Origin of the sequence: Anabaena subtropica FACHB-260, from assembly GCF_014697105.1 — a bacterium.
GTDB classification, from domain to species: Bacteria; Cyanobacteriota; Cyanobacteriia; order Cyanobacteriales; family Nostocaceae; genus Trichormus; species Trichormus subtropicus.
Map to the genome: position 1 here is coordinate 1 of NZ_JACJRF010000010.1, position 25,569 is coordinate 25,569.

The window sequence follows — 25,569 nt, forward strand, 5'->3', positions numbered from 1 at the left end:
TCCTGAGCCTATTTTATTAAACCAGATTTTTGCCAAGCTTACTTCTTTAGGACGTATTCATCCCGTTTCTACGGGCGTTGAACCCTCGTAATTTGGCAAAGGTATTGGTTAACAGAGTTATCTGTTGAGGCGAGCAGGGGGTGCAGGGGGAGAATAGAAGCAGGGGAAGAGAAATTGCTTAATAATAACTCTCTTCCCTCCCCTGCCTCCCCTGCACCCCCTGCTTATCCGAACCGTATTGGGGCAGGGGAAATGCTTCCTGCGCGCTCCTCCCTTGCTGTTTAAGCTAAATTTGGTACATCTACCCAGTTACCAGTTGTGTGAGATTGATGAGATAAATCCATTAGCAACTGAGAATAAATGCCTTCTTTTAAGGATGGTACTATTTGCTTTTGCTGATCAATTCCTTGTACCCATTGGTCTACTACACGCAAAAAAGCACAGATGCGTCCGTCGCTGTAATCTTGTGGGAATAATAATCGCTGGGGAATTTCTATTTCTGTGAGAGGTTCGCCGGGATGGGAACCCCAAACGCGAAAACCGTGAATGTAGTCTTTTTGATTGTCACTACCAAGAACTAGAGTACCGCGATCGCCATACACTTCTACCCAGTGTGTCCTTGAAGCATGAACCACAGCACTGATAGTTACTTGGCAAGGTGTGCCATTTGCTAATTCCAGTGACAGCATACAAGTATCATCTGTCTCTACTGGTTTTAATTTACCGCTAGTAGAGTCAACCCGTTCAGGAATTGCTGTAGTCAAATGTGCATTTAATCTGCGGACTGGCCCAAATAGCCAATGAATATAATCAAAGGCGTGGGAACCTAACGAACCTAACGCACCACCACCCTTTTCTTGAGAAGAATACCAATTCCAAGGGCGAGAAGTGTCTGCACGAGAGGAACCCAACCAATCAATTCTAATCAGGCGGGGATTGCCTGCATAACCTGATGATAAAAGTTCTGCAAATAACTGCCACCCAGGGACAAAACGGAACTCAAAATCTACAATGGCAATTACACCTTGCCTTTGTGCTAATTGATATAGTTCTTGGGCTTCAGCTACATTTAAGGTGACAGGCTTTTCTAATAGTAAATGTTTACCTGCTTGTAGTACTGTTTTTGCCATTTCATAGTGCAGAAATGGCGGTGTAGCAATGCTGACTGCTTGCACTTCTGGTAAAGCTACAATATCAGCTATGCTGTCACAGGCATGGGGAATGTTATTTGCTTCGGCAATTGCTTTAGCTTTATCAATATCGCGGTGATAAATAGCAACTATTTCGGTACGATGATGGGCTTGAAAGGCAGGGATATGTACCTTTTGACCAAAGCCAGTTCCGACAATAGCCACGCCAATTTTACCCTGATTTGCTTGTAATCCAGAAACCATAAACTTTATGTATTCAAAATGATTCTTTTTTCAATAGCTGAGGTAGTAAATGATTTAGATTCTTCCAGATTAGTTACTGAGGTTGGCTGAATAGATAATGTCACTTTGCTCTGTTCCTAATCGAAAATCCCAAATTTTCCACCAGCTACTACCGCAAAACTCGCATTGTGAAAGGATAGCGATAATGTTCACCATTGTAAGCTTTTGTAGCAGCAAAAGTTACTAGAAATAATTGTAATAAAATTAGCGCTACAGTAAAATACATCCAAATAAATAGTAAGGTGTCTAAAACTGTACTAACTTGATTTATTTCACCATTAGTAGTTACTGCAACACTGCAACTAGCTAGAACTAATAACAAAGATATAGCTATGACAAATACAATATAAAACGTTAGAGAAATTTGAAAATTTAAAGATTCTCTACCTTGAAAATCCACCCAGGGGTATTTGACTTTTCTGAATTTCCAAACTAGGAATGGGACTAAGATATTTAAGGGTAAAAATAAAGGAATGCCCAGAAAGACTAAAAAAAATAAAAGTAACCATGCTAGTAAAGCTGAGAAATGACACAACATCGCCCAGACTCGCATTTGTTTGTTGTGTTTTACTCTCATGGCTGATTATCTCATGTGGATTGAGAATGAATGCTTATCCACATTATCAAGAAAAAAAGCTCAACAACAGCTTAGAATTTAAGAATTTCTCGGTCATAATTTTCCGGAAGGGGTTCGATTTCCCAAACTATACCCTCTCCAGCCTCTAGGGAAACTTCAACGTAGAGTTGTTCTACGGCGTTTGTGGCAATATCCTCATTATTGGGAAATGGCTGTAAGTCTTCTGTCAAGAGTCGCAGTTTAAAGCCACCAGGAATAGCCGCACCTACATTTGCATTCCGCAACTCAAAGCGCCAATAAGGTGTCTCTGGTTCGCCTTGTGGTGTAATCAACAGTTCGTATAGTTGACCAGCTATTGTCAATCTACGAGATAGGGTAACACCTGGTTGTCTATCTTCTATACTCCTAGCCCCAGCCGCACTTAATTGTAAATTCAACCGTCCCCAACCCATAGTCTCAGCGACTTGAGACACACCGCTTTGCAACCATTGCAGCACTGATCTTTGTTCTGGTAATCCTACGCGGCGTTCAGACAAACTTTGTCGCCAGCCGCCATGTTCCATCAGTCCACCCCATAACTGAAAAGGGATGGCTAACCGGGGATTAATGATTTCTGGATTACTTAACCGGGTGATTAAATTTTGGGCTTGTTCTTGGGGTAGTGTGGGTAATGGTGTTATGGCAGTCCGTGTAACTTCATCAGGGCATAAATCCCGCGCTACAGCTAACACACTCATATCGCTGATGATATCACTCCCATCTAAAGAATAAGAGCGATCGCTTGGATCATATTTACCTTGAGTTTTTAGTTGTGCGTGAGTACAGTAACCCCAAACCTTTACATAGCCCCCATCTGTTTCCACTTGCACAGCTAAATAATAATCTCCAGCCCAGGTTGGTAAATCTACCCATTCTTGTGGTACTCGGAATTCGCTGTTATCAATATTTTCACTGGGAACTAAAATAAATCGAGTTGCGTCAACTGTGACTGCGGTGCCATTCACAAGTTCCCAAAGGCTGGCTAGAGTCGCGGTGGATGGCCAAACTTTTGACTGGGTAGAAAAGTCTTCCTGTAACCAAGGTAAGACTGCACCCAGGCAAAGTTCGTTGAGATAAGCTTGATAACGCGAATAAGGATGAGAAAATAACTGACTATCAAGATTTGCTGATGTGGCGGAAGGGATTTCTAAAATTAGGTCTGTCGAGTCAGCAAAAGTGAATACAGTGGGGTTCGCAGTCATAGGGTTTACTCCGGTGATCTCTTTGGCTGGGTTTGGGGGAAGTTGGAAAAAATTGCTGTGTCCCGAACAGACGTGAAAATCTCCAATTCTTAATTAATAGTGAATTTCCGACTGTTTTAGCATTTTTTATGTATTAGAGTCATTGTAGTAATTCTGTAACCAGTCTTCTATTAATGTACTCATAGATTTAAGTATGTCTGAAGTCAGGGAAATATGCAGTGTGTCTTGACTCCAGCTCGCTACAGACCGCAGTAAAGTTTCCTTAGCTTTGGTTAGTCTTCGAGAAACAGTGTATTGCTTGATGTCTAATTGTTGAGCAATGCCATCTTGATTGAGTTTTTGTTGGTAGTACAGATGTAGAATCTGTTGTAGTTGCGTTTCGAGTCGAGCGATCGCCCCAACTAAAACCTGATGAATTTCTGCTTGTTGAGAAGTTCTGGCTTGTTCTTCTTCTTGGGCAATAATTTCTTGAATGAGAGATGGCTGTTCTGTCCCTGGGAGATTATCTAGCAACTCAAATGAATCATCTGCACCTTTGGAGACATTGAGCGAGTCAGGTGTGGGATAAAGATACTTACGGACAGCTTTCGCCGTATTTACTAACCACTTTTCGATAGTTTGGGGGTTGGTTGGTTGGTTGCTTTGGGAATTGTGAGCTTTGGCGATCGCCTCCCAAGTTGCGTCATCCGGTCGAGATAGTTGGCGAGAGTTAGCAGCTTTTGTGGGGACATATAAGGTTTTAAAACAATTCCAAGCGAGGATATAAGCAGGAATCTCTGTTGAGGACAAACCAGCATTTTGTAACGACTCATCCAACCGCTTTTGGCTGATTTTGCGTAATAGACCCCAATCAGTACAGATATCGACTTCTTGACGTTGGCGGAGAGTTTCGCGGATTGCACTACCAAAAATAATGCTGGCGTAGTTTTTCAGAGTACTAGTTTGACTGGGATTAAAGCTTTTCAGGACTCTATCAACTTGCGATATCGCTACTTGAAAACAATCAGATAGCCTGTATTGCGTACTCACAAAGCTAGCGGCTGTTTTTTGGGATATCCAATAACAAGGTTCTTGCAAATAAGCAGTGAGATGTTGCTTCGCTAGAGTTTGGGTTTCAGAAACCTGCAAAAACTTATACCAATACAAAGCCCAGAAATGTTCCGAAGTTTCCTTTGGTGTGTGATTGAGACAACGTTGGATACTGCGACGCAATCGTGATTCCGTCGCCCAACAACTGAAGCGATCGGCATCGAATTGCACAAAAGTTGAAAAAATTTCAATGATGCTTTGCCGAGGTTGCATAAAAAACTAGAGGCCGACCTAGAGAAAAAGTACAGGCGTTCAATAACACCTGCACAAACTTTACTACAAGGAACAAGGATTATGCTTCCACTAGGAATTAAATCTTTAACACTAAGTACAATAGTAGCCCTGACTACTGCAACTAGCGTTTTTGCCCAAGTACCCATAGTACAAAACTTACGATTAGTTCAAGCCCCAAACTTTAGTTGCGGGCCACACCTGCGTACTTACATTGTCAAACCGTTAGATAACCGTAAAGGTTCTGGTATCCGTTGCGTCAAATTGAGCCAAGGTAAACCCGGAACATCGGTTCCCATATTAGCCTGGTACGGTGAAGGTAACTGGAGTGGTGCAACCTATCGCCACGCTGGACAAGCTATTTACCGAGGTTCTAGTCTAGTTGGTTTCGCTTCTGATATCCACGGTAACGGTGAAGACATTAACAACAACTTCCCAGGAAATTTACAGATACAAATTATCGGGAGTTCCAGGATTCGCGTTACTGGTGCGTGGAATGAAGAATGGCAATTAGTTAATAGCACCAATCATCGATCTTTACCCAGACCAAAAACTTGTGGTAAGTATTTTGATGAATATAAAGTTTCTGACTTTGCAGGTAGCCGTAGAGGTGAAGGCTTACGTTGTGTGCTGCGTGTCGGAATGAGAAATACCACTTGGTTTGGTAGTGGTAATTGGGGAGGTACGACTTATTCCCATATAGGAACCCGTGGTGTTAATGGTTATGGTGCTGGTGATATTTGTGGTACTGGTTTCGGCCCCATTTGTAATACTTTCGGTTGGGGTTCATTGAAGTTGACACCTGTTACTGGTGGTTTTGATGTTACAGGTGCTTGGAGTGAAAAGTGGCGATAATATCAATTCAAAATTCAAAATTAATAAAGCCAGATTTTACAAGGGTTTATGAATTTGAATCTGTAGCTAAATTTGAGAAAATTGATATTATTAAGCTCAACATAAAACCCAGTTTATCAAATAAACCGGGTTTTTATCATGGTGTTGCTCCGAAGAAAAGAAAATTGGCAATTGTGATCTAAATTAATCCTGGGCCTCTACCACGACTGTCACCTTTCTCGGTTAACTCACCTTCTTTATCTTCGTTAATTTCTCCCAATTCTTGAACCCGTGATGCAGTATCTTGTTCTGTTTCTTGTCTCGCATCACCTGGTACTTCGTAGTACATTTCTGGTTCAACTGCATAGTTATTCAATAAACCTTCTTTATCTACTGTATAACCATCTGTGGTGTGAATACTGTCTTTATTTGTTTGGTCATCGGTAGCTGCATCTGCTTCTCTTGCTTCTGTAGGAAGTGTTTTATATAAATCTCCTTCTCTTTCTTTGCGGGCAGCAGTTTCGGCAGGTACGATTCCTCTATCGTATGTATCACTTTGTACTCTTTCGGATGAATCGGTTGTTCTTTTAACTGGTTCATTAGTCATAAATCTGTCCTCATTAAAAACTCTGTTAAAACTTCGAGAACTAGATTATGATTTTTAACGATGATAAATCTACTATCTTTAGAAGTGAATTAAGGGCAAATTGTGAGATGATGCTCTTTCTTTAGATATACATAAAGTAATATAAACCAAAATCCCCAACTTCTTTAATAAGGTGGGGATATTATTTATTCTTAATGACTGAGGATGCCTCTATCTGGGAAATTTATTTACCAAAAAGTTGTGTTTTTAGTGTCCTAATTTCTCCATTTAATTCTTGGCGAGTTGAGGCTTTTATGAGATAACGGAAAGTAAACCATGTTGAGTAACTAATGCCAATCAACTCAAAAAGCGATGATAGCAAAGGGATATCATTGATGGCACCTAATAAAGCCAGTACTACTTTTAAGGTGACGATCGCCGCTAAGATTAACAAAACGGTCAGAATAGTCCGGCTGTACTGTTGATAAAAACTACCTAAATATTCGGGAAGTTCTGCCAGAAAATCAGTAACTTGTTGAGTAATTTGTTGCCACTGAGGAGTTGTTGTAGCTGGTGGTAGCTTCGGTAGATTGGTATTTCCTGCACTAGGTAGTGCGATCGTCCCCTGAGATACATCGGTATTTAAGGATTCCGGTTGCTTTTGTTCGGTTTCCATAGTTTTTATATTCTGGTAATTACAACAGCTTTATAACTAGTACAGCACAGGGTAGCTTGACTTTACCATACCAGTACTAGACGTAAATAAACATAAACATTTACGTTGTCAATTGTCAATGAAATTGCTCAGTAGTTAGTATATCTAACTACTGATACAAGGATGAAATATTAAGGATTTACCTTTAGTCAGGTTTAGCTGTTTGGGGGAGCAACGATCGCTCTCACAACTACGTTTGTCACACCTTTAATTTCTTTGGCTAAAGGTTCAATTTTAGAAAGTTGGTCTTGGTTGTTCACAGTTCCGGCGACAGTTACAGTACCATTCTCTTGGGCTTCTACTGTCAATGCACCATCGGGTATATTCGCCTCTAATTTGGAACGGACTTCACTAGCGAGATCACCTTCGGCTCTTTGTGCATCACCACCAGTAAGATTATTGCGTTCTTCACGGGCGCGGATGTCAGCATCTAACTGACTTCTGCGGACATCACTTTGAGCATCTTCTTGGGCTGCTTGTGTCGCTTCTGGGGAAGGTACTTGGACATTTTCTTGGGTAGTATCTGGTGCAGACTGAGTGGTTCTGGCTGTATCTTGACAAGCCGCAGCACCAAGAACTACAAAACAACTAATTAAAAAAGGAGTTAGCTTTTTCATTTCTTTAATTTCTCGAATCAATGTAGAGAGGATGAATTTGTTTAACTTGTTGAGAGACGTGGTAAATTGCTTCCCTAAGTCCTCAATGGGATTAGATTCTTTCTTCGCGGTTGTCCACAATCACGACGCTTGGTTGTGTATGATCACTTACAGTAGGTGCAACGCGATCGCCTAAGTTAGTTTGAACTGTACGATCAACACCTGGGCGGCTGGTGTCATGTAAATCTGTGGCATCAAAGACCGAGTATTCTTGAATACCGCGACGTTTGAGGATGGCTTCAGCGTGTTGGATTTCCGCTTCTCTACCATCGACAATGATCAAGTATTCGCCTCTTTGGAAGCGATCGCTATAAACTCGCGCCCGTTCTTCGGGGATTCCCAAACCCACGAGTCCACCCACAATACCGCCGGCGGCTGCACCGATAGCGCCACCTGCTAGGGTTGTGGCTATGGCGGTAGCTGCTGCACCACCTGCAATAACTGGCCCAACTCCAGGGATTGCTAAAGCGCCTAAACCGACTAATAAACCGCCTAAACCACCTAAAGCACCACCTGTAGCGGCTCCAGTTTTGGCTCCTTCGTCTGCTTTATTGCCTTTACCGAGGTTAGCACCTGCTCCAGTGGTGCTGTTTCCACTGCTATCTTTGGCAATTAGGGATACTTGATTCATGGAAAAACCAGCATCCCGCAATTCTGTTAATGCGGCTTCTGCATCTCGACGGTGAGGAAATACACCGATCGCTCTTCTGGTTTTTTGTGTAGTTGCAGAGGGAGCCACATCCCGACGAGCCACACCAGTAGTTGCACCAGTAGTTGCAGTGGTTGCGCCTGTGGTTACAGATGCGTCTCTAGGAGCGTCGTAAATATCGTAATCTTCTATACCACGGCGACGTAGAACTACTTCCGCTTGAGCGATTTCTGCATCTGTACCATCTACGATGACTAAATAGTGACCACGGCGCACACGCTGTTCGTAGCCTTTGGCTCGTTCTTCAGGGATTCCTAAACCAATTAGTCCACCGAGTAAACCGCCAGCTACTGCACCAATACCAGCGCCAGCAAGAGTTGTGGCTAAGGTAGTTGCTGTTGCTCCAGCCAGCATGATTGGGCCAACACCAGGAATAGCTAGAGTACCAAGACCAACTAACAAGCCGCCTAGACCACCTAGAACACCACCTGAAGTTGCTCCAATGGCTGCACCTTCATCAGATTTATCGCCTACTTTTTCCCGTACTGGACTACCGGCAATTTCTTCATTGCGGTCTGCATCCTGGGCGATTACAGAAACCCTGTCCATTGCAAAACCAGACTGTTTCAACTCATGCAATGCTTGTTCTGCATCTCGGCGATGAGAAAATACACCTACAGCACGTCTATGTACACCTACTACCATGCTTAATTTCTCCTAAACAACAAAAGACAAAATTAGGTAATTACTTCTTTAGAAAATTATTGATGTAATCATTTTTATTTATCACTTATTCCTAAAGCTTTTTCATCAATCTGTTGGCTGAATTTTCCACTCTGTCATTAGTTATAGATGAGTTTTACAAACTAAAAATAACAATATTTATATATCAAATCATGTGTAGAATTATCACCATTTTATGCACATATGAAAATCAATTGTGTTAATTATCGAATCTATTAAATTTTAATTTGAATTAATTATTTACTAAAAGACAATACTTCTTTTTTTACACAATCAAGAAATACAACTTTTGATGAATGTAATTATTACCTGAGAAAGTGTAAGGCTCTGGAAACAATAAATAGACTGAAATATAAGCCCTTTATAAGAGTAAAGGGAAAGTCATCTATCGGGCGTAAGAGAAAAAGTCCTATGTTTCATAGTTTGGAAAGTTTTTTAATTTGTTCCTGGCTATCGTTGGGAATAGTACGTACAAATAGATTGCCGGAAGTACTGGCTCCAACCACAGTTCCTCTGGGTTTTTCTGGTACTAAAATCTTAGTTGCTTTATTGGCTGGTACTTTGATGGCGATCGCCTTTCATTTACTATTGACCAATCTTTCTGTCGCTGTGGGAATTTCTACTTATGGAAAAAGTTCATCTAGTGATGATGACGACTCAGAAAGTCTTGGTGAACAAGTCAGAGAAGTAGAAGCTAAAGTTGGTGGTTGGGCAATCATCACCGCTAGTATTGCTTTATTTGCTGCTAGTTTCTTAGCAGTAAAACTGAGTTTCATCCAAAGTGCATTTTTAGGAGCAATTAGTGGTGTAGTCATTTGGTCTACCTACTTCTTTTTAATAATTTGGTTGGGTTCTTCCGCCGTGGGTTCCTTGCTCGGTTCGATTATCAGTACTGTTAGTTCTGGTTTACAAGCTTTGACGGGAACTGCTACTACAGCCATTGGTGCTGCGACTACCAGAAATCAAATGGTATCAACAGCAGAAGACATTACAGCCGCAGTCCGGCGCGAATTAACTGCTGGTTTGGATCAAGATACTATTAAAAATACCCTCCAATCTTCTTTATCAGCATTACCAATACCCACACTCAATTTAAATGAAATTCGCAATCAATTTGACAAAATATTGGGTGATGTAGATTGGCAGTCTTTTGGTGATGGTGATGTATTGCAAAATGTGAATCGCCAAACATTTTTTGATTTAATTAGTGAACGCACCAATTTATCTCCAGCCAATATCAATCAAATCGCTGACCAATTACAAGCAGCCTGGGAACAAGTTTCTAACCGCAAAAATCCCACGGAGCAAGTAATTAATTTACTGCAATCTGCTACCCCAGAAGAGTTGAAATCGGAAAACTTGGGTGAACGTTTGCAACAACTAGTTACATCTAGAAAAAACGGTAACGGTAGAAATGGAGTAATGCAGAAAGCGGTTAAATATGGCTTAAGTGCAGCCGTACCAGCCGTATTAGACAGAGTAGATATTTCTGACATCGATGTAGACAGAATTACCAATCAACTACAACAGTTGAGAAACAAAGTTCAAGATATTGATGTTGAGAGAATTACTAAGCAATTGCAACAAATTAGAGAGAAAACTACTGAGCAAATTAGTCACAGATTCTCACCTCCAAGCGATAACACTATCAAAACAGATGTAGAAGATTACATCCGCAATTCTTTTCCTTGGCATTTCAACCGCATCACCATTAGAAATGAATTTTCAGATGTCATCTACGACCCACAGGCAGATCCTACAAATGTCCGCCAGCAAATTGAACAACTCAACCCAGATGATTTTGCTAATTTGCTGACACAACGAGGCGACCTCAGTGAAGGTAAGGTGAAAGAGATTGCTCAAGAAATGGAGAGCATTCGTCAGCAAGTTTTAGAAACAGTGCAGCAGTCGGAGAAAGTTGAAAAAGGCCAGGAAATCCGCAGTCGCATCGAAAATTATCTCCGTGCTACTGGTAAACCAGAACTGAATCCTGATGCAATTAACCGAGATTTTGGAAATCTGTTAACAGAAGCAGACCAAGAATTTGCAGACTTAAGCACTCGCTTACAAGGATTTGACCGGGAAGCCTTTGTACAGGTGCTTTTGCAACGTCAAGACTTCAGTGAAGAAGAGGCTAATAATCTGGTTAGTCAACTGGAAAGCATCCGTGATAACTTCTTAAATCAAGCCAGAGAAACCCAAGAAAAAGCAACGGCTAAAGCCAATGAATTATGGCAAAGGGTAGAAGAATATCTGCGTAATACCAAGAAAGAAGAGTTGAATCCTGATACAATCAAACGAGATTTGCGGGTATTGTTAGAAGATCCTGAAGTCGGAATCAGCCTCTTAAGCTCGCGCTTATCTCACTTTGACCGTGATACCTTAGTGCAGTTACTCAATCAGCGTCAAGACTTAAGCGAAGACCAAATTAACCAAATCATCGATCAGGTAGGAGCAGTTAGAGATAGTGTATTACAAGCACCGCAAGCAGTGGTAGATCGAGCCAAAGAACAATACGAAAAAACGACAAAAGCCATTGCAGACTATCTCCGTAACACTAACCTAGAAGAACTCAACCCTGAAGGTATTAGGAAAGATTTGGAAACTTTACTCAGTGACCCCAAAGAGGGTACTGTGGCTTTAAGACATCGGTTGTCACAAGTTGACAAAGAAACCTTAGTCAGAATTGTTAGCCAACAGCAAAACCTGAGCGAAGACCAAGTTAATCAAATTATTGACCAAGTACAAAACGCTATTGGCGATATTATCAAAGCGCCCCGCCGTTTAGCTAAACGTACTACTCAAAGGGTTGCAGATTTTGAAGCTAGTCTAGAAGATTATCTGCGTCAAACCAATAAAGAGGAACTGAATCCAGAAGGGATCAAACGCGATTTACAATTACTATTGCGAGATCCACGGTTGGGAATTGGTAGTTTAGGCGATCGCATTTCTCAATTCGACCGTTCAACAATTGTGGCTTTACTATCCCAACGGGAAGATATATCAGCAGAAGAAGCCAACCGCATCGCTGACCAAATCGAGTCTGTTCGCAGTAATATTGCCGAGCAAGTACAGCAGATTCAGCATAAACTACAGTCAACAATTGACCAAGTATTTGATAGGATTCGCCACTATCTCAACTCCCTGGATCGTCCAGAACTCAACTATGAAGGTATCCGTCAAGACTTTGCTAAATTGTTTGATGACCCCCAAACTGGATTTGAGGCGTTACGCGATCGCCTCAGTCAATTTGACCGTGATACCCTAGTTGCTATCCTCAGTTCTCGTGAAGATATTTCCCGTGAAGATGTCAACCGCATCATCGACCAAATCGAAGCTGCACGGGATAGCGTGCTACAACGCGCCGGACGTATCCAACAAGAAGCACAAAGACGTATCAAAGCCGTCAGACAACAAGCTAGAAAACAAGTAGAAGAAACCAGAAAAACCGTCGCTAGCGCTGCTTGGTGGCTATTTGGCGCGGCTTTATCTTCTCTCGTCGCTAGTGCTGTAGCTGGTGCAATAGCTGTCACAGGCGTATAACATTTTTGGTAATGGGTAATGGGTAATATTTCTACTTACCCATTCCTTTTGGGTGGATACTTTATCCCATCTCTCTAAGTTTTGTATGTGTTTCTCATTTTTGAATTCCGGTGATAGCGGTCTACTGAGTTCTAAATGATGAGAGAATATTAAACTAACCATCACAAAACTTTAAATTCATATATCATGGCAAAAATCCAGTTTTCTAGAGGACTCGACGAAGAAGTAATTCCAGAAGTGCGTTTAACGCGATCGCGCACGGGTGACAGTGGAACAGCAACATTTATTTTTACAAATCCTAAAATTTTAGACCAAGGTACTACTGAAGATATTACCGGGATGTATTTAATTGACGAAGAGGGAGAAATCGTCACCCGTGAGGTTAAGGGTAAATTTGTCAACGGTAGACCTGAAGGACTAGAAGCTATTTACATAATGAAATCAGCCGAAGAATGGGAGCGTTTCATCCGATTTATGGAACGTTACGCTCAAGAAAACGATTTGGGATTTAGTAAATCTTAGAGAGTTATTGGTCATTAGTCATTAGTCAACAGTCATTAGTCAACAACTAAGAGATGATCAGACTATGGACTTTTGACTATGGACTTTAGTCATTAGTTAAGTGAGATTTGGACTATGGACTATTGACTCTTGACTCATAATTTCTCCCTACATCATGACGCAACAACCCCATCCAGATGCACTGGGAATAACAATAAATTGTGCTGTTGTCACCGTTAGCGATACACGCACCCCAGAGACTGATAAAAGTGGTAATCTCATCCAACAAATGCTAATTGATGCAAATCATACTGTATTAGCATACGTAATTATTCACGATGAACCAACACAAATCCAGGCACAGATAACATTATTGAGCAAACAAGCTAACTTGGATGCTGTGATTTTTAATGGTGGTACAGGTATTGCATCCAGGGATACTACTTATGATGCTATTGAAAAATTGCTAGAAAAAACCCTAACTGGATTTGGGGAAATATTTAGATATTTAAGTTATCAAGAAATCGGTTCACGGGCGATCGCTTCTCGTGCAGTTGCAGGCGTATATCAAAATAAATTAATCTTCTCTCTTCCTGGTTCCACCAATGCTGTACGTTTAGGCATGGAAAAACTCATCATACCAGAACTCACTCACCTGGTCAGCCAAATGCGTAAATAGGGACTGGGTATTGAGTCTTGAGAAGTATTCCGTACCCAGTCCCCGGTTGCTCAAGAAAATTACGAAGCTAAAGCAACTTCCACCAATTGCTGTAACTCACCTTTTTGGTAAAGTTCAATCAGAATATCTGAACCACCGACGAACTCACCATTCACATAAACTTGGGGAATTGTCGGCCAGTTAGAATATTCTTTAATACCCTGACGAATTTCCTGGTCACTTAAAACATCTACAGTCTCAAAGGGAACACCTAAAGTATTGAGAATCTGCACAACATTATTAGAAAAACCACACTGAGGCATCAATTTGGTTCCCTTCATAAAAACCATAATTTTATTTTGTGTGATTAAATTATCTATCTTCTCTTTGGTATCTGGTGTCATGGCTTTTATCTGTCCTAGTTTTGTCATGAATCATTGGTCATTAGTCATTAGTCATTACCTTGGACTATTGACTAGTTTCGGGAGTGTATGTTTTCAATGCTAAGGCGTGGATGGCTTCAGTTGACATAGCTTGCTGCAATGCACCATAAACTAACTGGTGCTGTTGCACAAGTCTCTTACCTGCAAACTGCGATGAGACTACTGTCACCTGATAATGGTCGCCGCCACCGGTCAAGTCTTGCACCTGAACCTGCGCGTCGGGCAGTTCCGCCTTGATCATTGCCTCAACCTGCTGCGGAGTAATCATCGCAATTCCTGAAAAACTTACTTTCTTCTATATTATTAACAGATATATAGCAGATGCCTCTAATTTAAAAATAGGAAGTGGGAAGTGGGCAGTAAAGAATAGCAGCTAGAGGCTAGAAGATAGAGGTTTTCATGGTTATTGCTTTTTTCTATTCCTAAAACCGATAGTTGACATATAAGAATCTAATTTGATGTGTCAAGGAACTTTTTTGCTGAATATTACGAAAAAAACCACAAACACAAAGATTATTTTTGACGAAAACTCTAGGTACAATACATAAGCCGCTTCCTTTTTCCTCAACATCATGGGCAATACTTTTGGGCATCTGTTTCGGATCACTACTTTTGGCGAATCACACGGCGGAGGTGTGGGGGTTGTGATTGATGGTTGTCCGCCACGACTAGAAATTTCTGCTGAGGAAATTCAATTGGAGTTAGATAGAAGACGACCAGGACAGAGTAAGATTACAACACCTCGCAAAGAAGCCGACACCTGCGAGATTTTGTCTGGTGTGTTTGAGGGTAAGACCTTGGGAACACCAATATCGATTTTGGTACGAAACAAAGATACTCGTCCCCAAGATTACGATGAGATGGCGCAAAAGTATCGCCCTTCCCATGCTGATGCCACTTATGATGCCAAATACGGGATTCGTAATTGGCAAGGTGGTGGTAGATCCTCAGCGCGGGAAACAATTGGTAGAGTAGCCGCAGGTGCGATCGCTAAAAAAATCCTCCGTCAAGTTGCTAATGTAGAGGTTATTGGCTATGTTAAACGCATTAAGGATCTAGAAGGTGTTGTAGACCCCGATACTGTCACCCTAGACCAAGTGGAAAGCAACATTGTTCGCTGTCCCGATGGGGAATTGGCAGAGCGCATGATTGAATTAATCGAACAAACTGGTAGACAAGGCGATTCTATCGGCGGTGTAGTGGAATGCGTGGCGCGGAATGTACCCAAGGGCTTAGGTGAGCCAGTATTCGATAAATTGGAAGCAGATATTGCCAAAGCTGTCATGTCTCTCCCTGCTAGTAAAGGGTTTGAAATTGGCTCAGGCTTCGCCGGCACTCTGTTGACAGGATTTGAGCATAATGATGAATATTATACCGATGAAAACGGTGAAATCCGCACCGTAACTAACCGTTCTGGGGGGATTCAAGGCGGCATTGCCAACGGCGAGAATATTATTTTACGAGTTGCTTTTAAACCCACAGCCACAATTAGAAAAGAGCAGAAGACCGTCACTCGTGAAGGCGAAGAAACCCTCTTAGCCGCCAAAGGGAGACATGATCCCTGCGTTTTACCCCGCGCAGTGCCGATGGTGGAAGCAATGGTAGCTTTGGTATTGTGCGATCATTTGTTACGTCATCATGGTCAGTGTGAAATCTTATAGAGTGACAACTGACAACTGACACACCAGTGCGATAAATACTTTGGGAAGAAGTCCATCTTGGCCATAAAATGCTACACGGGGAGTATGTCCCCAATGCACTTTTAGCTAGAACAGGAGTTTTTTGTGGACTTATCCCGTATTCCAGCACAACCCAAACCCGGTGTCATCAATATTTTGATTGAAATTGCCGGTGGTAGTCAAAATAAATACGAATTTGATAAAGACCTGGAAGCCTTTGCTCTAGACCGAGTACTGTATTCTTCGGTCAAGTACCCTTACGATTATGGTTTTGTACCCAATACTCTAGCTGATGATGGTGATCCCCTAGATGGCATGGTAATCATCGATGAGCCTACCTTCCCTGGTTGTGTCATCCCAGCCAGACCAATTGGTTTTTTGGAAATGATTGACGGTGGCGATCGCGACGAGAAAATTCTCGCAGTCCCCGATAAAGATCCACGCTACACTCATGTAAAATCCTTGAACGATGTAGCACCACACCGCTTGGATGAAATAGCCGAATTTTTCCGTAGTTACAAAAATTTAGAAAAAAAAGTCACGGAAATTCTCGGTTGGCAAGATGTTGATCAAGTAAAAGCCTTAGTAGATAAATCTATTAGAGCTTACAAGTGATAGTAGGCGGAGGCAAGGGAGTAGTGATGAGTGCTGAGTAAGCATTTCTTCCCCTGCTCCCCTGCTCCCCCCTGCTTTCCACTGCCCGTTTATCATGGACTAAATGCAACAATTGCTGGAGAAATTCTAACCAAATGCAACGTACCCTCCTTTTGGCAAAAATTCATAATTGTACCCTCACTGGGGCAAACATCAATTATGTGGGTAGTATCAGCATCGACCAAATCTTATTAGACAAAGCTGGTATCTTGCCTTACGAGCAAGTGCAAGTAGTCAATAATGCTAATGGTCAACGGTTTATTACTTATGCGATCCCGGCTCCAGCGCATTCAGGAATTATTGAACTAAATGGGGCTGCCGCCCGTCTAGGCATTATAGGCGATCGCGTGATTATAATGACTTACGGGCAGTTTACACCGGAAGAGTTAAAAAGTTACACTCCAACGGTAGTCATTGTAGACGAAAAAAACCAACCTTTGGAAGTGCGGCGCTACGATGACCTGCTCAGTAAGGTCTAAATTCAAAGAAAATGACAAATCTTGAGCTGTCAGGTTCCCAAAGCTACCTAAATGATGAGTCTACTGCTAACCTAAGTAGCCTTGCTGGTAAATTTCTCGTGCAGTTCTGGGGTGTGAGGGGATTAATTCCCACCCCAAGCAGCAATACTCGCCGTTATGGTGGTAATACTGCTTGTGTAGAAATGCAGGTAGCTGGTAAACGCCTAATTTTTGATGGTGGTACGGGTTTACGAATATTGGGTAAAGCTTGGCAGCACTTACAACAGCCGCTAGAAGCCCACTTATTTTTTACCAATTCTCAATCGAATCGCATCCAAGGGTTTCCTTTTTTTGCTCCGGCATTTATTGCCGAGAATTGCTTTCACATTTATGGTGCTGCTGCGTCTAATGGAGCTTCAATTAAACAATGCCTTTATGATCAGATGCTCCAACCACATTTTCCTTATCCCCTACAGTTGATGCAGTCGGAATTGCAATTCTACCATCTAACGCCTAATAGTGAAGTTAGGCTAGATGATGTCACTATTACAACAGCATTAATTAATCAAACTCAGCGTTCAATCGGCTATCGCGTCACATGGCAAGAATATAGTGTTGCCTACGTCACAGATCTAAATATGAATGCTGAACAAGGGGAACGAGAACAAATTTTGCAAATTATTCAAGATGTTGATTTGCTAATTGCTAACGCCACTTATAGACCCCCCACATCTCACGATCATGAATCGGCTGATTTACTTTGGCAAGCTGCTGTAGAAATGGCTCAGAAGGCAGGAGTACAGAAGTTAATTATCTCCCACCATCACCCAGACGATCATGATGATTTTCTTGATCAGGTGGAAAACGAAGTTCAGTCAACCTTTTCTAACGCCTTACTAGCTTGCGAAGGTTTGGTGCTACCTATTGTTTAAGCCGTTTCCTGGTTAATTGCACCGGAGGTTAAAAATATATATCTACGAATAGTGCCAATTCTATTAGAGTTTTGAGAAGGTACTAGTATTTGAATGAATGCAAATATAGTGCTATACAAACATCCATGATATTAGATGCGATCAGCTACGCTGGGCGGAACGCCATCGCCTACGGTGGAGCGTTACCCATCACCAGTTCTTGGCAAGGTGTAAGTAATTATTTAGTTGCTTCCATATTTTCCACACCTATTAAAGACCCAGTACCAGTTTTCTTGATGATATTGGGGATTATGTTAATTGCTCCCCTGCTATTTGAGAAGATTCGCCTACCAGGGATTGTGGGATTAATTTTAGCAGGGGTAATAGTCGGCCCTAACGGGTTGGGATTATTGGCAAGAGATAACACTATTGTGCTTTTAGGTACTATAGGTTTGTTGTTCCTGATGTTCATGGCAGGACTGGAAACTAGCCTCGATGACCTGAAATACAACGCTGATAAGGCAGTCATTTTTGGACTAGCTACCTTTGCAGTACCCATGATATTGGGTACTGGAGCCATGATGGCAATTGGCTATGATTTATTGCCTGCGATTCTTGTGGCTTCTTGTTTCGCCTCCCATACTCTACTTGCTCTACCCATTGCAACTAAACTGGGCATCATGCGTTCTCAAGTCTTGACTACAACTCTCGGAGGGACGCTAATTACCAATATTTTGGCATTGTTGGTGTTAGCGGTGGTAGTGAGGGCGCATCAAGGTAATTTAACTCTCAGTTTTTGGTTATTTCTGATTCCGGCGTTAATTATTTACACCTTTCTCACTTTGTGGGGTGTACCACGCATCGGGCGCTGGTTTTTTCAAAGGTTTGGACATGATGAAGGGGCAGAGTTTACCTTCGTCTTGGCTACCCTGTTTGTAGTTTCTTATGGAGCAGAACTAGTCCAAATTGAGCCAATTATTGGGGCTTTTTTGGCAGGAGTTGCTATTACTCAACTCATCCCTCAACTTAGCCCCCTCATGAACCGGATTCAATTTATCGGCAATACCCTGTTTGTACCTTTCTTTTTAATTTCTGTGGGAATGCTGGTTAATCCTTTGATTTTGGTACAAGAACCGCGATCGCTGGTAGTATCTGGTGTGATGGTAACTGTGGCTATTATTGCCAAATTTATTCCCGCTTGGGGTTCCGGTAAATTATTTGGGCTAGGATTTAACGGCATTATGGTGATGTTTGGGCTGTCGGTAGCTCAAGCCGCATCAACTTTGGCAGCAATCACGGTGGCTTATAAGATCGAGTTGGTAGACCAATTAACAGTCAATGGCACGATCGCCATGATTTTAGTTACCTGTATTGCTTCTCCTTGGGTAACAGCAAAGTGGGGAAGAAATCTCAAGCCAGGAGCGGATAGTGTCCAAACACGTCAAGGTGGCAGTATAGGCGATCGCGTTTTAGTTCCAGTTGCTAACCCCAACACAGAAGATAACCTACTCCAGTTGGCAATTATCCTGACTAAGTCAGCCGCCGGTACTTTGTTCCCACTCCACATTTTACTGGAGGAAAATACCCCGATTAACCCAGATGCCAAAGCTAAACAAAGCCAACTCCTGTCCACAGCAGAAATGATTGCCCATGCAGCTGTTGTCAATGTCACACCAGTCGGCCGGATTGACGAATCCATTGACAAAGGTATTGCCCGCGTAGCCGAAGAAAAGCAAGCTAGTGTGATTATCTGCGGTTGGAAGGGTTACTCTACCTATGAAGAAAACTTATTTGGTGGTGTAATTGACAAGATTGTCCAGCGTAGTTTTATACCTGTTTTGGTGTCTCGCTTCCCCTTACCCATTCAACACACAAATCGGGTATTTTTAGCCTTTACCACCCAACAAGCCCAAGTCAGCACCTTTGGGCAAAGCATCGAATTAGCTAAAGCGTTAGCCACAGAACTTAAAGCTTCTCTACAACTTTTACAAGTAGTATCGTTGCGGGGAGAAGCAATCGAAATAAGTGATACTGGACTACCAGCCGATACACCAATTCAAAAAGTACGGGGGAACTTTGTCCGCCAAGTTTCGCGCTTACTCAAAACCAATGATTTACTGCTACTGAATGGGACTGTGGAAAACAAAACGCAACTATTTTCCCTGTTTGGCAACGCACCAGAAGCGATCGCCCGTAATCATCCGAAAGTAGCCATGATTATTGCATACTTTCCCCAATAAAGAGGCAGGGGAGTAGGGAGCAGGGAGCAGGGGAAAAACATAATTTATCCTCACTCCCCCTCTACTCAGCATCGGCTACACGCCCCGCTACCACTAACAGCACTCACAACTCAGCACTCACCACTTATGATTTATCCCGTTATTTGGCAAAATAATTCAGTCTTACTAATTGATCAAACTCGTTTACCTAATGAGTATGTGGTTGTAGAAATTCATAGTAGTGAAGATATGGCCCAGGCGATTAAAACCATGATTGTTCGAGGTGCGCCTGCTATCGGTGTGGCGGCGGCTTATGGGATGTATTTGGGGGCTAGGGAAATTCAAACAAGCGATCGCTCTAAGTTTTTGCAACAGTTGGAAAAAGTCGCTGAGTTATTGCGGGCAACTCGTCCCACTGCGGTAAATTTATTTTGGGCAATTAGTCGGATGCTGAAAACTGCCCACGAAACTTTAGGAACAGTTGCCCAAATCAAAGAAAAACTCTTACAAACAGCCCAAGCTATCAATGCAGAAGATTTGCAAACCTGTCAGGCGATCGGCGACAATGGCTTGGCTGTCTTACCCAAAACACCAGAAAAACTCACATTGCTCACCCATTGCAATGCCGGGGCTTTAGCTACGGCTGGTTATGGTACAGCCTTGGGAGTTGTCCGTTCAGCTTGGCGCGAGGGAAGGTTAGAACGTTTGTTTGCTGATGAAACCCGTCCTCGTCTGCAAGGTGCAAAACTCACTACCTGGGAATGTGTGCAAGAAGGTATTCCCGTAACGCTGATTACTGACAATATGGCAGCCCATTGCATGAAACAGGGTTTAATTCATGCTGTCGTTGTCGGTGCTGATCGAATTGCTGCTAATGGTGATGCTGCTAATAAAATTGGCACTTATAGTTTAGCAATAATAGCCAAAGCACATCACGTTCCTTTCTTCGTGGCTGCACCTCTCTCTACTGTTGATTTTGAATTATCCAATGGTAGTCAAATCCCCATTGAAGAACGCAATCCAGTAGAAATTTATCAAGTCGGGGATACTATGCTGACACCCTTAGGCGTGGAATTTTACAATCCTGCTTTTGATGTCACTCCAGCCGAGTTAATTACAGCCATCATCACAGAGAATGGTGCATTTGCTCCTGGTGATTTAATCAAATTACAAAAACAATTTGCGGCTTAAATGAGTAAATACCCATTACTCATTACTCATTACTCATTACTCATTACTCATTACTCATTACTCATTTAATTTGGTTCACCGATGATGACACCTCGATTTAAATACACCAGGGCTAGTCAAGGGGATATTCAACAACTGGGGTCTATCCTTGAACAGTGTTTTGTCATGTCATCTGGTGACAGTAAAATCTATGCCAAAGGCATTGGGTTAGAAAACTTTCGTGTTATTTATCGAGAAGACATAGTTGCAGGTGGATTGGCAATTCTGCCGATGGGTCAGTGGTGGGGGGGTCAGCGTGTACCAATGGCGGGGATTGCGGCTGTGGGTATTGCGCCAGAATATCGGGGAGATGGAGCGGCGATCGCTCTCATCCAGCATACTCTCCAAGATATCTCTGAGCAAGAAATTCCTATTTCGGTTCTCTATCCAGCGACACAACGCCTTTACCGTAAAGCCGGGTATGAACAAGCCGGGACTTCTTGCGTATGGGAAATTTCGGCTGAAAGTATTCAAATCCGACAGCAGCCTTTACCCGTAGAACCTATCATTCCTAAAAATCAAACCTTCTTTCGTGAGTTATATCAACAACAGGCACAACTCACTCATGGATATTTAGACCGACATCCTGCTATTTGGCAAGGATTAATGCGGACATCTGATTCAGAAACTCTCTATAGTTACTTAATTGGTGACAAAGACCAACCCCAAGGTTACATCATCTTTACTCAAGAACGAACCAAAGATGACACAATTCTCAGAATTAGAGATTGGGTAATGCTTTCCAATGCTGCTGTACAAAGCTTTTGGTCGTTTATTGCCAATCATCGTTCCCAAATTGACAAAGTACTTTGGAAGAGTTCTGTAGTCGATGCGTTGACATTACTCCTACCAGAACACAGCGCCACAATCAAAAATCAAGATCGCTGGATGTTACGAATCGTTGATGTGTGCAAAGCACTAGAGGCGCGGGGTTATCCTTCAGGAGTGGACGCAGAATTACATTTAGAGGTGCAAGATGACCTTTTAACTGCCAACAACGGTAAATTTATCTTATCTGTTGCCAATTGCAAAGGTAAAGTAACTCAAGGTGGTAAAGGTGAATTACAGCTAGACATTAGAGGATTAGCACCCTTGTATACCGGTTTATTTACACCCCGTCAGTTGCAGCTAACAGGAAAACTCAATGCTACAGAAACAGCACTCCTAACAGCTACACAAATCTTTGCCAGTGAATCCCCTTGGATGGTTGATTTCTTTTAATCTAGGCGTGTGGGGGTCAACTATATTCCACAACCTTGGCGGTTGCTGGGTAAAGGAAATTATGCCGCAGTAGTTTATCACCCTGAGTATCCTGAGTGTGTAGTAAAAAGCTACGGTGGAGTATAAGGTGTCACCTTTTCATAAAGGGAACGGTAGAGCCAGCCAGATGAATTTCTTTAGCAGCTTTGAGTCCAGATTCTAACGCTCCTTGAAGCCAGCCTCTCGTCTTGGACGTATGCTCTCCAGAAAAATAAATCTTTCCTTCTGACTTCCCTAATTCTGGAAATAGTTTCTTCTCCTGTTCATCTGTTGGATAGGCCCAACCCCCTTTTGACCAGATATTTTTCGTCCATGAATAAAAGTGCGATCGCACAGAGTAATTAGTTACCCCAGGTAAAATCTCCTCCCAATGCTGGAGTAATTTAGCCTGTTGAGCTTTGCCCTCAAAAGCATCTATCTCAAGAGCTTTTTCTCCTTTTAGATAGGCATGAAGAATACCTGTATTTTCAGGTTTATCCCAAGTAGTATGCCACAGCTCTTCATCCTCGAAAGATCCCCACCCGTTTAAGTTATCTTTTTCCCAGAACCGATTAGGGAATTTAACAAAGCAACGAGTTGCTGCTCGATAGTTATATCCTCCTGCGGCCGCCTGTTTTTTTGCTGGAGATAGGTCAGGTGAAAAAGTAATTTGATTTAAAACGGTTAACGGGACAGTACACAACACACAATCACCAAAATATCGTTGCCCTGACAAGCACGACACTTCAACACCATTAGATGTTTGTACAATTCGAGTAACAGAATCATCAAGTTTAATTTTTTCTGTCAATGCTTGGGCAAATGCTTGGGGAAGTAGATCAAATCCATCCGTCAGTTTTTGAATCTCTTGAGTACGGATTTGTGGTTGATTTTGAAATAGTTCTTTCGCTGCGACTAATATACGTTTTCCATCCTTCATCGTGAGATATTTCCCAGATGTCGGCGCAAATTGTGAAAGTCTTAGACCAAAATGTTTGATGTAATCAAGGGTTAAATGATGATTTGGTGGGATTCTAGCCGCTCCAAGTTCTACTAAATCCTCTTTTTGGAAAACTCCTCGCAGGGTCAAAACTCTACCACCCACACTTTTCCTTGCTTCTAAAATAGTGACATCATGACCGACTGCTGTTAATTCATACGCTGCCACTAAACCGGAAATACCTGCACCGATAATGATCACCTTTCGATGCGGCAGTCCTTTGGGTAAAGCGCCGGGAGAAGTTGGTTTTTGGGCTTGTACTTGATCGTAGGTTACAGTTGCGGCGATGGCGAGAGTACTCCGCAATAAAAACTGACGACGATTCAGGTTGAACATAGAGGCGGAACTAGTGATTAGGGAAGAAAAGCAATTTTTTAGGGTATTCTTTTTACCAAGCTTACTGCTTTAGGACGCATTCATAACGTTTCTACAGGCGTTTAATTCTCGTAAATTGGCAAAGGTATTAAATATAAGCTGTGAATAGCTGAAACTGCTACTTTTATCTTCGATTTCAAAAGTTTGTGGTTGATTGACTTTTTTGGTTGATTACTTTGTCGTGGTGTAACATACTCGATTGCCAGATTGATGGTATTTTATTGTTGCACAAACTCCTTTATTTCCATCGCAATACAAGCTATGACACTCAATTTATATTTACTACGACATGGAGAAACTACTTTTAGTCAAAGTGGTAATTTCTGCGGTGAAACTGATGCGGAATTGACCTCCCAAGGGTTACAGATGGCAGAGAGTTTTGCCGATGTTTATCAAAAATTGAAGTGGGAAGCGGTTTATGTCAGCCCGATGAAGCGCACAATTGCAACTGCCAAGCCATTTTGTGATGCTATCGGTATGGAGATGCAGTTGCGTGACGGGCTTAGAGAAGGTAGTTACGGCGAATGGGAAGCTAAGAGTAAATCGTTTGCTCAAGAGAATTACGCCCAAAACTATTTAAAATGGGTGACAGAACCCGCTTGGAATGCACCACTAGGTGGAGAAACTGCGGTAGATATTGCTAACCGTTCTATGCCTGTAATTGCTGAGATTCAAGAAAAACATCCCCAGGGTAATGTTTTAGTAGTTTCCCATAAAGCCACGATTCGGATTATGCTTTGCAGTTTACTGGGAATTGATTTGGGACGCTATCGCTATCGGGTGAATATTTTGGTCGCGTCGGTAAGTATGGTTAAATTTGACGTTAATGGCCCTTTGTTAGAAATATTAGGCGATCGCCATCATATACCCGATGATCTTCGCTCTCGTCCAGGAACATAATAGTCCCGACTAGTAGTTTGTCAAGAAACTATTGACATGATATCTGCGTTCACGGCAACAAAATCTAACTCCTTTGGTTTTATCTTTATATTGGGGAATTTTCGGTTTCCCTAGAAATTTCCCTGGATGTTGTTTCTAGGCTTTCAGTCCGGGAAAATAACTTATCCATGCTGAATCTCATATAAGTGATGATTTGCTTACTCACTTTCATGTAAGGCTTTGTAATCATCTGTCTTACTTGTTTGGTGATAGAGTTGGTTAAAGTTTAATTTCTAGTGGTGTTTGAAGAAGTGTTGACGATAATAGTAATTAGCTAGTTTAAACAGGTTTTTAAACAAAAAAACCTTCTGGTCAAGCAATAATGAATAACCTGTTTATAGGTAAAGTAACAAATTTTTCAAAAAAAGATGCCAGCAGACCAGAATTATAAGTTAACAACTCGCTTAAGAATAAAAAAGTAAAGTTGAGGTAGGTTTTTATAATCCATAATGCCTAACACAGTATTTTCATCTACTTTTCTAAAATAATCATTGATCGGTAAATAATCATAAATCATTGTAGCAGAGACTCTTCCTCTATACTCCATCATTCTCAGTCTTGCTTGACTGTTATCGGTTTTCATTAAATAATTCATTGACACTAGTAATGGTCTTAGAGATTTATTTTTAGGTATCGGTAATTTTAAAACCCAGTCCATTAAAGTAGGATTAGGTGCAACACGAAAAATTTTTTCTTGGTTATCTAAAAATAATAAAGGATGAACATTTTCAGAGTCTATAAATTCCTTGCCATACCAATTTGAAATCTCTAATAAACCATCTATTGGATGATTTGTATGTAATCCAGATCCTTGCCACAGACCAAACATAAACTCTAAATTTACGGGTTCAAGAGCGTCAAACAGTTCTAAAGCTTTTTCTGTCGTAGTGTTACCCGTGTTCAAAATTAAATGATAATTTTCTAATGTTTCCATTTTTGTTCTCCTTGTAACCGCAATTTTGCCG

Annotated in this window: 24 protein-coding genes and 1 pseudogene; 13 read left to right on the plus strand and 12 right to left on the minus strand. The window is 41.8% G+C overall.

Translation table 11 applies throughout. The features are described 5' to 3' along the window. Positions 1 to 281: 281 nt before the first annotated feature. From H6G18_RS07995 to H6G18_RS08010, 4 genes are all read right to left on the minus strand, one after another. Positions 282 to 1,394: a Gfo/Idh/MocA family protein gene (locus H6G18_RS07995; protein ID WP_190406563.1), complete on the minus strand. Its 1,113-nt coding sequence runs from the start codon at positions 1,392 to 1,394 to the stop codon at positions 282 to 284. A gap of 148 nt (positions 1,395 to 1,542) precedes the next feature. After that, positions 1,543 to 2,010, minus strand: a complete 468-nt coding sequence (locus tag H6G18_RS08000) for a DUF4870 domain-containing protein (RefSeq protein ID WP_190406564.1) — start codon at positions 2,008 to 2,010, stop codon at positions 1,543 to 1,545. 71 nt (positions 2,011 to 2,081) lie between these two features. Beyond that, on the minus strand, positions 2,082 to 3,251 hold the full coding sequence (locus H6G18_RS08005; RefSeq protein WP_190406565.1) for a DUF1822 family protein: 1,170 nt from the start codon (positions 3,249 to 3,251) through the stop codon (positions 2,082 to 2,084). A 126-nt stretch (positions 3,252 to 3,377) separates the two neighbouring features. Further along, positions 3,378 to 4,553 (minus strand): sigma-70 family RNA polymerase sigma factor, encoded by a 1,176-nt coding sequence (locus H6G18_RS08010; RefSeq protein ID WP_190406566.1) that lies wholly within the window; start codon positions 4,551 to 4,553, stop codon positions 3,378 to 3,380. Between the two features lie 81 nt (positions 4,554 to 4,634). On the opposite strand from H6G18_RS08010, the gene H6G18_RS08015 reads away from it, so the two are divergent. Beyond that, entirely contained in the window at positions 4,635 to 5,426 is a 792-nt protein-coding gene (locus tag H6G18_RS08015) for a hypothetical protein (RefSeq protein ID WP_190406567.1), read from the plus strand. Positions 5,427 to 5,604: 178 nt separating this feature from the next. Here the strand turns inward: H6G18_RS08015 and H6G18_RS08020 are convergent, their stop codons facing one another. From H6G18_RS08020 to H6G18_RS08035, 4 genes are all read right to left on the minus strand, one after another. Beyond that, positions 5,605 to 6,012 (minus strand): hypothetical protein, encoded by a 408-nt coding sequence (locus H6G18_RS08020; RefSeq protein ID WP_190406568.1) that lies wholly within the window; start codon positions 6,010 to 6,012, stop codon positions 5,605 to 5,607. Positions 6,013 to 6,235: 223 nt separating this feature from the next. Further along, positions 6,236 to 6,667 carry a CAAD domain-containing protein gene (locus H6G18_RS08025; protein WP_190406569.1) on the minus strand — a complete coding sequence of 144 codons (432 nt, stop codon included), beginning with the start codon at positions 6,665 to 6,667 and terminating at the stop codon, positions 6,236 to 6,238. Between the two features lie 194 nt (positions 6,668 to 6,861). Further along, a complete protein-coding gene (locus H6G18_RS08030) occupies positions 6,862 to 7,323 on the minus strand; it encodes a BON domain-containing protein (protein ID WP_190406570.1) in 462 nt (153 codons plus the stop codon). Positions 7,324 to 7,414: 91 nt separating this feature from the next. Beyond that, a complete protein-coding gene (locus H6G18_RS08035; protein ID WP_190406571.1) occupies positions 7,415 to 8,716 on the minus strand; it encodes a general stress protein in 1,302 nt (433 codons plus the stop codon). Positions 8,717 to 9,166: 450 nt separating this feature from the next. Here H6G18_RS08035 and H6G18_RS08040 point away from each other — a divergent pair, with 450 nt between their 5' ends. From H6G18_RS08040 to H6G18_RS08050, 3 genes are all read left to right on the plus strand, one after another. After that, positions 9,167 to 12,298 carry an MFS transporter gene (locus H6G18_RS08040; RefSeq protein WP_190406572.1) on the plus strand — a complete coding sequence of 1,044 codons (3,132 nt, stop codon included), beginning with the start codon at positions 9,167 to 9,169 and terminating at the stop codon, positions 12,296 to 12,298. Positions 12,299 to 12,484: 186 nt separating this feature from the next. Beyond that, positions 12,485 to 12,820, plus strand: a complete 336-nt coding sequence (psb28, locus tag H6G18_RS08045; protein ID WP_190406573.1) for a photosystem II reaction center protein Psb28 — start codon at positions 12,485 to 12,487, stop codon at positions 12,818 to 12,820. A 154-nt stretch (positions 12,821 to 12,974) separates the two neighbouring features. After that, positions 12,975 to 13,478, plus strand: coding sequence for a MogA/MoaB family molybdenum cofactor biosynthesis protein (locus H6G18_RS08050; protein ID WP_190406574.1), 504 nt, complete (start codon positions 12,975 to 12,977; stop codon positions 13,476 to 13,478). Positions 13,479 to 13,537: 59 nt separating this feature from the next. Here the strand turns inward: H6G18_RS08050 and grxD are convergent, their stop codons facing one another. Beyond that, the gene (grxD, locus tag H6G18_RS08055) at positions 13,538 to 13,861 is read right to left on the minus strand and encodes a Grx4 family monothiol glutaredoxin (RefSeq protein ID WP_190406684.1); all 324 of its coding nucleotides are present in this window, start codon (positions 13,859 to 13,861) and stop codon (positions 13,538 to 13,540) included. A gap of 64 nt (positions 13,862 to 13,925) precedes the next feature. Next, positions 13,926 to 14,168: a BolA family protein gene (locus H6G18_RS08060; protein WP_190406575.1), complete on the minus strand. Its 243-nt coding sequence runs from the start codon at positions 14,166 to 14,168 to the stop codon at positions 13,926 to 13,928. A gap of 304 nt (positions 14,169 to 14,472) precedes the next feature. Here H6G18_RS08060 and aroC point away from each other — a divergent pair, with 304 nt between their 5' ends. The 8 genes and pseudogenes from aroC to H6G18_RS24695 form a co-directional block, all read left to right on the plus strand. Then, on the plus strand, positions 14,473 to 15,561 hold the full coding sequence (gene aroC, locus H6G18_RS08065; RefSeq protein ID WP_190406576.1) for a chorismate synthase: 1,089 nt from the start codon (positions 14,473 to 14,475) through the stop codon (positions 15,559 to 15,561). 123 nt (positions 15,562 to 15,684) lie between these two features. After that, entirely contained in the window at positions 15,685 to 16,194 is a 510-nt protein-coding gene (locus tag H6G18_RS08070) for an inorganic diphosphatase (RefSeq protein WP_190406577.1), read from the plus strand. 134 nt (positions 16,195 to 16,328) lie between these two features. Further along, entirely contained in the window at positions 16,329 to 16,712 is a 384-nt protein-coding gene (panD, locus tag H6G18_RS08075; RefSeq protein WP_190406578.1) for an aspartate 1-decarboxylase, read from the plus strand. 11 nt (positions 16,713 to 16,723) lie between these two features. Then, on the plus strand, positions 16,724 to 17,623 hold the full coding sequence (locus tag H6G18_RS08080) for an MBL fold metallo-hydrolase (RefSeq protein WP_190406579.1): 900 nt from the start codon (positions 16,724 to 16,726) through the stop codon (positions 17,621 to 17,623). Between the two features lie 89 nt (positions 17,624 to 17,712). Continuing rightward, entirely contained in the window at positions 17,713 to 19,842 is a 2,130-nt protein-coding gene (locus H6G18_RS08085) for a cation:proton antiporter domain-containing protein (RefSeq protein WP_390824743.1), read from the plus strand. 126 nt (positions 19,843 to 19,968) lie between these two features. Beyond that, positions 19,969 to 21,012, plus strand: coding sequence for an S-methyl-5-thioribose-1-phosphate isomerase (gene mtnA / locus H6G18_RS08090; RefSeq protein WP_190406580.1), 1,044 nt, complete (start codon positions 19,969 to 19,971; stop codon positions 21,010 to 21,012). Positions 21,013 to 21,096: 84 nt separating this feature from the next. Next, positions 21,097 to 22,272 carry a GNAT family N-acetyltransferase gene (locus tag H6G18_RS08095; RefSeq protein WP_190406686.1) on the plus strand — a complete coding sequence of 392 codons (1,176 nt, stop codon included), beginning with the start codon at positions 21,097 to 21,099 and terminating at the stop codon, positions 22,270 to 22,272. A 9-nt stretch (positions 22,273 to 22,281) separates the two neighbouring features. Beyond that, positions 22,282 to 22,386, plus strand: a pseudogene (locus tag H6G18_RS24695) (serine/threonine protein kinase); the annotation flags it as partial. 16 nt (positions 22,387 to 22,402) lie between these two features. Here the strand turns inward: H6G18_RS24695 and H6G18_RS08100 are convergent. Further along, on the minus strand, positions 22,403 to 23,626 hold the full coding sequence (locus tag H6G18_RS08100; protein ID WP_190406581.1) for a flavin monoamine oxidase family protein: 1,224 nt from the start codon (positions 23,624 to 23,626) through the stop codon (positions 22,403 to 22,405). Between the two features lie 300 nt (positions 23,627 to 23,926). On the opposite strand from H6G18_RS08100, the gene H6G18_RS08105 reads away from it, so the two are divergent. Next, positions 23,927 to 24,565: a histidine phosphatase family protein gene (locus tag H6G18_RS08105; protein WP_190406582.1), complete on the plus strand. Its 639-nt coding sequence runs from the start codon at positions 23,927 to 23,929 to the stop codon at positions 24,563 to 24,565. 424 nt (positions 24,566 to 24,989) lie between these two features. On the opposite strand, the gene H6G18_RS08110 is transcribed toward H6G18_RS08105, so the two are convergent. Further along, positions 24,990 to 25,538: a DUF4334 domain-containing protein gene (locus tag H6G18_RS08110; protein ID WP_190406583.1), complete on the minus strand. Its 549-nt coding sequence runs from the start codon at positions 25,536 to 25,538 to the stop codon at positions 24,990 to 24,992. Positions 25,539 to 25,569 lie beyond the last annotated feature (31 nt).